The sequence below is a fragment of the Aminipila terrae genome (genome assembly GCF_010120715.1).
Lineage (GTDB): Bacteria > Bacillota > Clostridia > Peptostreptococcales > Anaerovoracaceae > Aminipila > Aminipila terrae.
Genome location: NZ_CP047591.1, coordinates 1540215 through 1552609 on the forward strand (window position 1 = coordinate 1540215; position 12395 = coordinate 1552609).

14 protein-coding genes are annotated in these 12395 nt (G+C 35.3%); 2 read left to right on the forward strand and 12 right to left on the reverse strand.

The annotated features are described in order from the left end of the window. Positions 1-14: 14 nt before the first annotated feature. From Ami3637_RS07350 to Ami3637_RS07365, 4 genes are all read right to left on the reverse strand, one after another. A complete protein-coding gene (locus tag Ami3637_RS07350) occupies positions 15-1109 on the reverse strand; it encodes a BMP family ABC transporter substrate-binding protein (RefSeq protein ID WP_162362007.1) in 1095 nt (364 codons plus the stop codon). A gap of 124 nt (positions 1110-1233) precedes the next feature. Beyond that, positions 1234-2544, reverse strand: a complete 1311-nt coding sequence (locus Ami3637_RS07355; RefSeq protein ID WP_162362008.1) for a class II aldolase/adducin family protein — start codon at positions 2542-2544, stop codon at positions 1234-1236. A 15-nt stretch (positions 2545-2559) separates the two neighbouring features. Next, positions 2560-3528, reverse strand: coding sequence for a nucleoside hydrolase (locus Ami3637_RS07360; RefSeq protein ID WP_162362009.1), 969 nt, complete (start codon positions 3526-3528; stop codon positions 2560-2562). Between the two features lie 31 nt (positions 3529-3559). Then, positions 3560-4483 (reverse strand): nucleotidyltransferase family protein, encoded by a 924-nt coding sequence (locus tag Ami3637_RS07365; protein WP_162362010.1) that lies wholly within the window; start codon positions 4481-4483, stop codon positions 3560-3562. A gap of 176 nt (positions 4484-4659) precedes the next feature. Here Ami3637_RS07365 and Ami3637_RS07370 point away from each other — a divergent pair, with 176 nt between their 5' ends. Beyond that, the gene (locus Ami3637_RS07370) at positions 4660-5208 is read left to right on the forward strand and encodes a ferredoxin domain-containing protein (protein WP_162362011.1); all 549 of its coding nucleotides are present in this window, start codon (positions 4660-4662) and stop codon (positions 5206-5208) included. 121 nt (positions 5209-5329) lie between these two features. On the opposite strand, the gene larE is transcribed toward Ami3637_RS07370, so the two are convergent. From larE to Ami3637_RS07390, 4 genes are all read right to left on the reverse strand, one after another. Then, positions 5330-6142 carry an ATP-dependent sacrificial sulfur transferase LarE gene (gene larE / locus Ami3637_RS07375; protein WP_162362012.1) on the reverse strand — a complete coding sequence of 271 codons (813 nt, stop codon included), beginning with the start codon at positions 6140-6142 and terminating at the stop codon, positions 5330-5332. Positions 6143-6346: 204 nt separating this feature from the next. Continuing rightward, entirely contained in the window at positions 6347-6664 is a 318-nt protein-coding gene (locus tag Ami3637_RS07380; RefSeq protein WP_162362013.1) for an NUDIX domain-containing protein, read from the reverse strand. After that, on the reverse strand, positions 6646-6885 hold the full coding sequence (locus tag Ami3637_RS07385; RefSeq protein WP_162362014.1) for an NUDIX hydrolase: 240 nt from the start codon (positions 6883-6885) through the stop codon (positions 6646-6648). The genes Ami3637_RS07380 and Ami3637_RS07385 overlap by 19 nt, the downstream gene beginning before the upstream one ends. Before the next feature lie 6 nt (positions 6886-6891). Then, positions 6892-7542, reverse strand: a complete 651-nt coding sequence (locus Ami3637_RS07390) for a phosphatase PAP2 family protein (protein WP_162362015.1) — start codon at positions 7540-7542, stop codon at positions 6892-6894. 149 nt (positions 7543-7691) lie between these two features. On the opposite strand from Ami3637_RS07390, the gene Ami3637_RS07395 reads away from it, so the two are divergent. Next, complete coding sequence (locus tag Ami3637_RS07395; protein WP_162362016.1) at positions 7692-8432, forward strand: lysophospholipid acyltransferase family protein; 741 nt, start codon at positions 7692-7694, stop codon at positions 8430-8432. Between the two features lie 79 nt (positions 8433-8511). On the opposite strand, the gene glyA is transcribed toward Ami3637_RS07395, so the two are convergent. The 4 genes from glyA to Ami3637_RS07415 form a co-directional block, all read right to left on the reverse strand. Beyond that, on the reverse strand, positions 8512-9741 hold the full coding sequence (gene glyA, locus Ami3637_RS07400) for a serine hydroxymethyltransferase (protein ID WP_162363697.1): 1230 nt from the start codon (positions 9739-9741) through the stop codon (positions 8512-8514). Positions 9742-10011: 270 nt separating this feature from the next. Beyond that, positions 10012-10254 (reverse strand): hypothetical protein, encoded by a 243-nt coding sequence (locus tag Ami3637_RS07405; protein ID WP_162362017.1) that lies wholly within the window; start codon positions 10252-10254, stop codon positions 10012-10014. A gap of 93 nt (positions 10255-10347) precedes the next feature. After that, positions 10348-11535: a sensor histidine kinase gene (locus Ami3637_RS07410; RefSeq protein WP_162362018.1), complete on the reverse strand. Its 1188-nt coding sequence runs from the start codon at positions 11533-11535 to the stop codon at positions 10348-10350. A gap of 175 nt (positions 11536-11710) precedes the next feature. Next, positions 11711-12370 carry a response regulator transcription factor gene (locus Ami3637_RS07415; RefSeq protein ID WP_162362019.1) on the reverse strand — a complete coding sequence of 220 codons (660 nt, stop codon included), beginning with the start codon at positions 12368-12370 and terminating at the stop codon, positions 11711-11713. Positions 12371-12395 lie beyond the last annotated feature (25 nt).

Here is a 12395-nt window from a genome sequence, read left to right on the forward strand (position 1 = left end):
AATAATTTTATTAATTATTGCAGTGCAACTGATGCCTTTAAATCAGCTATTTCTTTTGTTGACATATCAAACGCACTCTTTACCTTTATGTCGCCACTCTGAATCTTCTTTTCTAATCCAGCCATCATATCAATAGTTTCCTTTGGAACAATACTTCTGAAAACTTCGTTATCAGCAAGGCTAACAGCATTGTCTGCCATACCTAACGCTTCAGTTTTTCCATAAGGAAGAGTTCCGTCCATATGCTTTTTAATCGCTCTCAATAGAACCTGGTCAATATTCTTCATTGCTGAAGTAACGATAATCTTGCTTGCTTTTGGATCGTCTTTCTGTAATGCCATAGCCTGGTCAGCATCTACGCCAATTGCTAATGTATTTTTATCTTTACATGCATCTATAACACCAAGCCCCGCCTGAGCTGCACAATGGAATACTACTGCTGATCCAGCATTAATCTGGGCTGTTGCCAATTCTTTCGCTCTTGCTGTATCAGAAAAATCTCCAATTGTTGATGTAATTACCTTAGTTCCTGGAACAGTTTCTGTAGCTCCCTGGATATAACCAACTAAGAAATCGTTTAATACAGGAATATCCATAGCAGATACTGCTGAAATAACACCTGATCCATTTGTCTTTTCTTTATCCTGTGCTAATGTAGCTGCTAATGCACCTGCAAGATACATCATTTCATTCTGCTTAAATGTGATTGAATATACATTATCAGCCTTTACTTCTGAATCGAAGATAATAAACTTCTTATCTGGATATTCTGGGGCAACTTTCTGAAGTAATTCCTGCATCTGGTATGTACCAACAATAATTACATCATAATCAGACTCACAAGCTTCATAAAGGTCTGATTCCCAAACTGTGTTATCAAAACCCATTTCAACAACTTTTGTTTCACAACCAAGCTGTTCTTTAATAAGTTTCATACCATTATTTGCTGAATCGAAGAATGATTTGTCTCCTAAGTTACCATTTAACAGACACTCAACTTTTAATGCTTTACTATCTTTAGCAGATTTTTCAGGAGCCTTGCTGCCACAACCAGCCAATGATGTCATTATCAATGCAGTTACTAATAATAAGCTAAGAATTTTTTTCATTTTTTCCTCCTCTTAGGGATTCACCCTAAAGCACATTATTTAATTGTCGCTTTTTGTTAATTTACAATTAACAAAAAGCGGTAATTATGATTTTATACTTTTTATACATTAGTTTCAACTTAAATTAAAATATGTTAAATTTGTCTTTAATTTCTTTTACCTGACTCTTATTTATTGGTTTTAAGTGACCGCCCAGCAATCTTGCATTTATAACGGCAGCAGCACTGAATTCAACTACCTCAAGTTTATCAAATGCATTAAAAATACTATTACCTGTACAGATATAGCAGTCATTCTCAATTATTGCCACCGGAGATTTTTGCTTAAAATACTGTGCCAGTTCCATCTGTTTATCAATTGTAGCGCCAAAAGGAAATTTTGCTATATCTTCTCGCAATACAATATAACATTCTGGAATAGTTTTTAAATCATATTCCAAATCTGTTATGGCAAATACCATCGCATCTTCTGGGGCTGCCATTATTATGGCATTTATGTTGGGATTTTCATCGTAAATTATTTTATGCAACATAAAGCTTTTAGATGGAACTTTTCCCGCTTCTACTGTCATTCCTTGAACCTTAACAACCTCATTCACCGTCAGCTGTGCATTGTCAGCTCCGCTTTCTGTAATTAAAAAACTGTCGTCATTTAATCGGGCAGAAATTACCCCTATATTTTGAGTAAACAAATCTCTTCGATATGCCCTGTCACAGAAATCGCAAATCTGCTCTCTTAGCCGCATTTCCTGTTCAGAAATTTCAACTTGGTTAAACGTTTCAACTTTAGGCAATAAAGCGTTGTTGTAATGTTCGAGTTGCTCCTTAGAAATAAGGTTTGGGCGTTTTCCCCCAATAGTTTGGGCCTTAGCCTGTATCCTGATACTAAAATCTAAATCTTTAAAAATACCAAAAGCATCTCGCAGCCCGATTTGGCTAGCAACAAAGGCTCCATGATTTTCTAGTATCGCAACGTTTGTCTGCTGGTTATCCTTAAATTCTTCAGCTACATTTCTTCTGAGTTCTTCACTGCCAGGACATCCGTAAGCCGCCAACCTAATATTTTTAACAGAATTGGCAACCTGTGGTATAATCATAGTTTCAGGCAACTCTCTAAGAAGACTGATAGCGACTAACCCCGCAGGATGTGCGTGAACAACAGCCTTAAATTCAGGTCTGTCCGCAAGAATAGATCGATGTATTCCTGTTTCCACTGAAGGTTTTTTCGTTCCTTCTATATTTCCATCTGGTAATATCTTTAAAATATCACTGACTTCATATCTTCCTTTATCCCCACCAGAAGGTGTCACCCAGATATTGCCTTCCTGATCTTTTAATGACAAATTTCCTCCAGAAACTGTGGTAAGCTTGGAATCATAAATACGTGACATAATATTGCAAAGTTGTTCTGAAGGTTCTAGTTTTTCAACTTTCATAACCTTTCTTCTCCCTTAAGCATTTTTTGATTTATAAGGTTTTTTCATGTGATCACAAATCATGTTTACAAATTTTTCTCTATCAATTTTTCTGGAAATATGGCAATTTGGTGCTTTATCTGTTAAATGCCAGATGTCTGCTACAATTTCCCCCGCGGTAAGTTCGTCTTTTGTAGAAATGTCTGCCCAAACATGTTCATATTCCACTAAGCTGTCATCGATAAGCATTGCAACACAAACTGGATCATGAAGTGGAATCGTAAAGAAATTAAATAATTCTTCATGGCTGTTTCCAAAGAAATCCATAAGTTCTGCAACGATTACGGAAACCTTATCTTCCTGCGCTCTAAGTCTTTCCACGTCTTCTTTTTCAAAAGTTGCTTTCATGGTAACATCCAGTGTGTTTACATAAAGATCGCAACCGCTGTTAAAAACAATCTTAGCAGCTTCAGGATCCAAAAATAGATTAAATTCATTTGAAGAGTTCACATTTCCGTCTGTATAAACGACTCCACCCATGATAATAATACGTTCAACTTTTTCTTTAATATCTGGTGCCATTATAAATGCAGTAGCAATATTTGTTAAAGGCCCCGTTGGAACAAGAGTTATTTTTTCATCTGAAGCTCTTAATGTGTCTATAATAAAGTTTACTGCATGCTTTTCTTTAACTGGTGTAATTGGATCTGGGATATAAGGTCCACCCAATCCGTCTTCCCCATGAATAGCAACACCAGTCAAACGATAATGCTCTTTCATCATTGGCTTAGGGCATCCCATATATACCTCTACATCTGTTACACCTGCATAATCTAAAACTCTTCTTGCATTTCTTGCAGTATATTTAATTTCACTGTTTCCCTGAACTGTCGTTACTCCTAAAATTTGAATATTATCCGCTCTGGATGCCAGCAAAAGTGCTATCGCATCATCATGCCCAGGGTCACAGTCCATTATTACCTTCGTTATTTTTTTGTTTTCCATAGTGCCTCCGTTTATTTAATGTTTATTATATCTAAGCCCAAATTTTCTCAGGATATAATCCCTTATCTTTCAGTGCCTGAAGTGCATCTACAACCATTTCCTTATCTTCTTTATAGGTTACACCATACCACTTATCCGCTGATTTCAAAACTTTTACCGTTGCGGCTCCTTCTTTTATTAAATCGTCTACCGCCAGAGGCAGAAAATATTCTCCCTTCATTGGGTTTTCTATTAAAGCTTTGTCCAAAAACTTTGGAAACCTTGCTGCCATTTCATCAATCATACTTCTGTTGAATCCCCAGAAATTCATAGACACAGGTGTGCCTTTCGGTATATTGTTCCAGGTTTTTTCCTCATCCTCTGTAAATCCGATGCTGCCATCTTCCATCCATTTTATCTTTGTTCTTTCAATGATTTCATTTAAGAAACCATCTCCTGAAGTCTGACAAACCCCTCTGGCAACGGTGCCATTTTCCGTAAGCGTATTTTCTACCTGATATCCTATCATACAGTATCTGTATTTGCTGTCATCCTGTGTATGTGCAAGGAAATCATAGATACTTTGAAAAGCACCAGGTCCATAGTAATCATCTGCATTTATTACCGCAAAAGGCCCATCAATCATATCTCTGCAGCTTAAAACCGCATGGCATGTCCCCCATGGCTTCACCCTTCCTTCTGGAATCTGATAACCCTGGGGCAAATCGTCAAGACTTTGAAATGCGTACCGGATATTCAAGTGTTTTGCAGCACGTCCTTCCATAATCTTTTTAAAATCTTCTTCTATTTCTTTTTTTATAACACAGATAACTTCCTTAAATCCCGCCAGATATGCATCATATAAAGAAAAATCTATTATCAGCTCTCCGCCTGAACCTACTGGATCCATCTGTTTTAATCCGCCATACCGACTGCCCATACCAGCTGCCATAATAACCAAGACTGGTTCTTTCATTATTTCACGACCTTTCAAATGTTTTATTGTAATTTTGGTGGCAAAACATGTCACTATTATTTTCCATAAGCCTTTTTATTTTATACCAAAATTCACACAATTACAACCTTTTCAAATGTGGTGCCTATGATATAATTATATCTGATATTACTAAATTTAAAAGGAGGATGTGACATATGAAATGTACTAGTGCTGATGCTGAAAAAAGAGCAGCTTTCTTTGTTGCTGATTTAATGGCAGCTGCTGCAAGAACCGCTCCAAAGGGTTGCGGAGTGGATAATATTGAAATCATAATTCTTGATGGAGAGGAAAAAGACAAATTAGCCAGTCACATGAGAAAAATTGCTAAGGAAACAGGTGCAGAATTTTTTAATCGGGATGCTGGAAATGTAGACAACAGCCATTGCATCGTTCTAATTGGTATCAAAGATAATCCATTGGGTCTTGAAAGCTGCGGGCTCTGTGGTTTTGAAAACTGTGGAATGATGAGAAAAGCAGGGGCCAACTGTACTTTTAATATAACAGATCTGGGCATTGCTGTAGGATCTGCCGCATCTATTGCAGGTGATAACAGAATTGATAACCGGGTATTTTATTCAGCCGGAAAAGCTGCTGTAGCCACCGGTGTATTTCCTGAAGACGTAAGAGTTGCCTACGGAATTCCCCTTTCAACAACTTCAAAAAGCATTTTCTTTGACAGAGAACCCGGCTGCGTACTGGTTTAAGCAGAAAACAATTCCCAAAAATCTTTATAAAAAAATCCCTTTTTCACTTATATGCTGCCCTCTTAGCGGTAACATATTTCTCATGAATCTGGGATTTTTCTTTTCTTAATTTGTATTCTAACTACTCTATGCCTATGTTCATGCTGCCCATCTTATATCCCCTCAGGTCAAGGGTAACATAATCAAAGCCAAGTTCTGCGAATTTTTTATAAATATCCAGTCTTCTGTTATCTTCCGTAATACTTTTAAACTCCGAAGCTTCAACCTCTATACGGGCTAAATCCCCATGGGTCCTTACCCTAAGCTGGTTATAACCTAACTCTATTAAATATTCTTCTGCCAGTTCAACTCTTTTTAACCGCTGTTCTGTCAGATTTTCTCCGTACACAAATCTGGAGGCCAGACAGGCACGTGAAGGCTTGTCCCATGTAGATAATCCCAATTCTTTGGAGATTTCTCGAATTTCTTCCTTATACAATCCCACTGCAAATAGGGGACTTTCTACGGAAAGTTCTGCTATTGCTTTTTTCCCCGGTCTGTAATCCTTTGTATCATCCATATTTGATCCCTCTGCAACTTTTTTCATGCCCATTTCATGGCCTTTTTTTAATATTGCAGAAAATATAGCTTTCTTGCAAATATAACATCTGTTTTCAGGATTCTGGACAATGCCTTCTACTGACAGCACATCCATCTGGATTACCTCGTATTTTATATGATGTTTTTTGACAAATTCTATTGCCTCGCAATATTCTGTTTCCGGGACAAATAAAGAGTTAGCAATGATTGCCACAGCTTTATCTTCCAGTGCTTCTTTGGCTGCATATAACAGCAGTGTGGAATCTACCCCGCCGGAAAATGCTACAGCCACGCTTCCCATTTTTCTTAAATAATTCTTTAACTCCTCATATTTTTTAAGAGATTCTTCTTTCATCTTTTTTTCTTTCTCCTTGTTTTTTATCATTCATCGTCTTAATACCCATTTATCCTACTATGTTTATAGGTTTTCTTTATTATAACAGCATTATCCTTATATACCAATGACAAATTGCAGAATTGAAGCTTATATTTAAAACAATTTTTCTTATGCTATAAAAAATAGCAATAACCGCATATAAAAATACGGTTATTTCCCCTCCTACTTTTTTGTTTTCAAATATTCTATAACTCTGGGTGCAGCAATTACAAACCATGGCGCAAATTTTTCAGGCCGCTCTCCCAGTTCTTTTTCTATTTCACAAAAAGTTACCCACCTCATATCTGCTACTTCATCGGGATTAAAGTTAAACTCTCCGTTAAATTCTCCAATCATTACATGATCATACTCATGTTCATATAGGTTTTCATCAAATTGATGCTCATATTCAAAACAGAATATTTCTTTTACCTTGCATCTTATGCCAGTCTCTTCAAAAAGCCTTTCTTCCGCATCATAAGTTATCCACTTATTTTCCACAGGGTGTGAACAACAGGTGTTTGCCCATAACCCCCCGAATGATATTTATGGAAAGCTCTTTGCTGGATTAACATTTTATCCTCATGATACAGAAATACTGAAAATGCTCTGTGAAGTAAAGGTTTCCTGTGAGCTTCTGCTTTTTTGGCTTTTCCTATGGGATTATCCTCACTATCTACTAAAATGACCTCATCCCTCAAAATATTGTTTTTGTCTATCATAAAATTCTAATCCTCTTGTATTGATTCTTTCTTTTTCTTACTCTCCAGCTTATTTAAAACCCAAATTGCTGTGGTTAATATTGCCAGTCCCAGAGACCATCCTCCTAATACATCGGTAGGATAATGTACACCTATATAAATTCTACTCACGCCTATTACTAAAAAAAGTGCTATAAATGATATCCCCAGTACTTTATGCACAGTTTTATCCACAGCAGTGTGGAAAAGTAAATATGCAAACAATCCATAAAACACAAGGCCTGAACATGAATGTCCGCTAGGGAAACTGAATCCTCCCTGTGAAATTAAGAAGTTTTCCACAGGCGGTCTTGGTCTGTGAACAATCACTTTTATAATGGTCTGTATGGTAGCAGAACAGGAATCCGCAATTGCCAAAGGCAATCCATATTCTATTCTGGTTTTTTTATAAAGTAATAATACAGTGCAAAATAAAATAATTGTTTTTGCATTTCCTAAATAAGTTATGTGAATTAAAATAGGATTCAGAATCTCATTTCTACACCCAATAATTGCACTTCTTACTATTGTGTCAAAAATCAAAGGCTTCCCCTGTGCCATTGAGTTCATCACATTAAATAATATAAAAACGAAACATACTAAAGCTCCGATTATAATATATCTTCTATTTTTCTCCATAAATTCTCCCTGCCACTTTTGTAACATTATACTATATGTTTATGAAAATTAGTAATTAATATTTTGTTAATTATGTGTTATTATTAAATGATACAATTATTGTCATTAGGGCTCATTTTTAAGCCTTTTGACAGAATGGAGAACTAAACATGAAAGTTTTGCGAAATATACCTATGGCTGTTGAATTTATGTCAGCACTGTCAGAGTTAAAAAAGCATAAAAAAAACATATATAAATACAGAGAACTTGAGGATTATGAAAAAGAAAAAGAATATATCTTAAAAGCTACCTCTACCTGGGGAAAACGTATTGTCAACGATTTAAACATTAAAATAAACGTTATGGGCAAGGATAATCTTCCAGAAAATGGTCCTGTAGTTTTTGTGGCTAATCATCAGGGATACGGAGATATTCCTGTATGCTGTGCTGTTTTAGATAAGTTCCAGACAGGATTTATTGCTAAAAGCAGTCTGAAAAAGCTTCCCTTTTATGGAGAATGGATTCAAAATATTCGAAGTGTTATGCTTGACCGGGAGGATCCAAGAGAATCATTAAGAGCTATAGAAACCGCCATTGGTTTTATAAATCAGGGTTTTTCCATTGTAGTATTTCCAGAAGGCCACAGAAGCAAAGGCGGAGAAATGTCGGAGTTTAAAAAAGGCAGCTTAAGACTTGCTACCAAGCCAGGAGTTCCAGTTATACCTATTTCCATCGAGGGTACCTACAGACTTTTTGAAGAAAAGGGTTATATGCAGGGCAACTTTACTGTGGATTTTCTTATTCATCCAGCCATAGAAACTTCCGGACTTTCCAGAACTGAAGCTTCTAATCTGGCGGAAACAGTCCAGCAGATTGTTCAAAAAGGACTTGCTGAATTAAAAAATAAATAAAAAATGATGGGTGAAATACCAGTAAATGCAACTGTTATTTCACCCATTCTTTTTTTAATAAAATAAAAAGGAATAAATTTTAATAAAGCGGAAAACCCTTGCAGATTTCAACAACGCCGTTTCTTATATAATCAGCTTTTGTTTCAAACTCTGTTACGGCAAGAGCAATAAATTCTGCGATTTTTTCCATTTCAGCCTCTTTCATTCCTCTTGTTGTAACGGCTGGTGTTCCAAGACGAACGCCGCTTGTTACAAACGGACTTTGAGGATCATTAGGAACTGTATTTTTATTAGCGGTTATATACACTTCATCCAATCTATGCTGAAGTTCCTTGCCTGTTATGTCAGTTTTTCTTAAGTCAACAAGCATCAAATGATTATCCGTTCCTCCAGAAACTAAATCAATTCCTTTATTAATAAGTGCATTGGCCATTGCCTTTGCATTTTTAAGAACCTGAGTCTGGTATTCCTTAAACTCAGGCTTTAAAGCCTCACCAAAGCAGACTGCCTTTGCAGAAATTATATGCATTAAAGGGCCACCCTGAGTTCCCGGGAATATAGCTTTGTTAAGTTTATTGGCCAGCTCCTCACTATTTGTAAGAATAGCTCCACCTCTTGGTCCTCTTAATGTTTTATGAGTAGTTGTTGTTACTACATCAGCATAAGGAACAGGACTCATATGCAATCCTGCAGCAACAAGACCCGCTATATGTGCCATATCAACAAAGAAATATGCTCCTACTTCCTTAGCAATATCAGCAAATAAATCAAAACGGATTTCACGAGGATAAGCAGATGCCCCGGCAATAATCATTTTAGGCTTGCATTCTTTAGCTATTCGACGAACTTCATCATAGTTTATACAATGTGTTTCACTGTCAACGCTATATGGAACGATATTATAAAGTAAACCAGACTGGTTTACAGGGGAACCATGTGTAAGATGTCCGCCATTATCAAGGCTCATACCTAAAACTGTATCTCCTGGCTTACAAAGTGCCTGATAAACCGCCATATTTGCCTGAGCACCTGAGTGTGGTTGAACATTAGCAAATTTTGAACCAAATAGTTCACAAACACGGCTTATAGCAAGCTTTTCTGCGATATCTACACATTCGCATCCACCGTAATAACGTTTATCGGGATATCCTTCTGCATATTTATTGGTAAGCACCGTACCCATAGCTGCCATAACACCGGCACTCACTATGTTTTCGGATGCAATAAGCTCAATATTTCTACACTGACGATCATATTCCTTCTGAATTGCCTCGCCAACTTCAGTATCTATGCTTTTAATGAAATCCATATTTTCCTGAATTCTTGTTACATTTGACATTTTAATCCATCCTTCTGTTTTAGTTTTTATAATTTCTATTAAAACAATAATATTGACCTTTTGCAACCCTTTTTTCATATTTTTTGTTTTTTGTCACAAATTTATAAACGATTTAGCTAGCTAACAGCATATCTTTTATCTTTCCAATTACGGCATTTGTAATCTGTGTAACTATAGCTTTGTTTCCACTTAATTCAGAATAAAATCCTGCCTTATCCATATCTCCATTCATTGTGCTATCTATATATTAAAAAAAGTAATTATGCCTATAACTACTGATAAAAAAACCAGTATAGATTTTTCCTTATATTTGAGAATTGTAATCATGGCAAGAACTAATGCTGACAAAGCTTGGACTATAATAATAAACCACATAATGGGGAAATTAAATGTGATTTTAAGCAATATAAAAATCACAACCGTAATACCAAGGCTTGCTGCCCATCGCCCCAGTTCGGTTTCAGGCCATAAAGTAAAATCCATAATTGTCACCTTCCAATAAAGTTATTTTACTATTATATCCCATAAAAACCGTTCTCATTCTTTTCACTTTTGGGTCCCATATATCTGGCTTTTCTATTTTTTTAATCTATCAATAGGTATAGTAAGCCTTACAACTGCACCAGGTTGTCCTGATTTATTATACAATTCCAAGGTCCCCCCATTGCTTTTAGCAACCGAATCTGCTATATACAGGCCAAGGCCATAATGCTCTTCGGCACGTTGTTTTTTTTCTGTATAAAATTGCTCTTTTGCATTTTTTAAAGCTTCTTCTGTAAATCCGGTTCCAAAATCCTCTATTTTCACGCAGAACTCATCATCAGAACAACTAAAATATAAATTTATCTTACTGCCAGAAAAAGAATGCTCAATAGCATTTTTTACAATATTAAGAACTGCACGCAGAAGTAAATCCTTATCAAATTTAATTACAACATTAAACTCCACTTTTTCATATAATAATATAATATTTTCTGCTTTGCACAGATTTTCACTTTCAGCAATAATCTTATTGATAAATTCCTGCAAATTCATAGTTTCCGGCTTAGTAACTAAAACAGTATTGTTTTTAGTTACTTCAATAAGTAAATTAATATATCGTTCTATTTTATCTGAACTTTTATTTATACTATCTGCATGATGATAAATTTCTGATAAAACATTTTCCTCCTTTATCAATTCAGCATTCCCTTTAATTATTGTTAGGGGAGTTTTAATGTCATGTGCTAATGCTGCAATATGAAATTTCCGTTCTTGTTCTGCTTCCCACTGTTTTTTTAAAGACTGTGATAAAGCCGTTTTCATATGGTCAAGGGAGAATATAACATCATTAAATTCTTTAACCTTACTATATTTAATTTCAAAACTTAATTCCCTTTTCTGAATTTGTTCTACTTGTTCCAGTAATGGTCTTAGTTCCTTTTTTAATTTTTTTCCAAAAGATAAGGAAGATAAAATTAAAATAGTAATGAAAAATATAATAAAGGAAATGAGAATTATAGCTTCCAGGTTTGGAAAAAGCTTATGCCAAAAATGCGACGCAAAGTGTGCCTTTACATCATAATTAACAATACAGTATCCATTTTTTCGTTCAACACAAAAATATTGTTTTTCAGCTGACTTAGGATTTTTTAAATATATTACCGCATCTTTTTTTGATTCTTCATCTAAATTTCCACTCAAATATTTTTTATCATGATCAAATAATCCATAGGTACAGGTGAAGGGGATCAGCTTTTCATCAAAAGGTTCACTTTTTGACATAACCTCATAGTTCTGTTCCAGCATATGGGCAGAATAATCAGCTCGTAATATAATACCACTATTTAAACCAATCCCAAACAAAATACATATGTAAAAATCAACATTAAAATGTAAATTCCGCATAATATAAGCTGTTTTAAAAAAAGCCAGAATAGAGTATTTTGTTTATTTCTCTTTAATTCCATTTATACCCTATCCCCCAGACTGTCTCTATAGGATTTACACCTTTTTTGGAAAGCTTTGCCCTTATATTCTTTATGTGTTCACGTATTGCACTACCATCACTTTCTGAATTAAACCCAAACACCCTTTCAAGTATCTGTTCAAGTGAAAAAACCTGCCCCTTATTTCTAATTAAAAACTCACAAATTTCATACTCACTTTTAGTCAGCCTGATTAAATTGTCATGAAGATAAACTTGTTTTTCTGATATATCAAATCGAAAGCCTTCTGACAAGATTCTCTGATGATACTCTCGGCATTCTCGCCTTATGTGTGCTTTCACCCTGGATCTTAACTCTGACAGACTAAAAGGTTTTTTTATGTAATCATCTGCACCTGCTGCAAACCCTTCAATCAAATCAGTTTCCATAGTTCTGGCAGTTATAAAAATAATCGGGCAGTCTACGTTATTGCGAATATCTTTACAAAAAGTAAAACCATCTGCCTTTGGCATCATAACATCCAGTAAAATTAAATCATAGGTTAAGATATTTTTCATATCTATATCTTCAAGAGAATTTAAAGTATCAACTTTATGATTATCTTTTTTAAGGGAATTTCTTATTATCTCTAATATTTCATTATCATCATCAATTGCAAGTATATTAGCCAATCTTCCGGCCCCTTTCTATGTTACT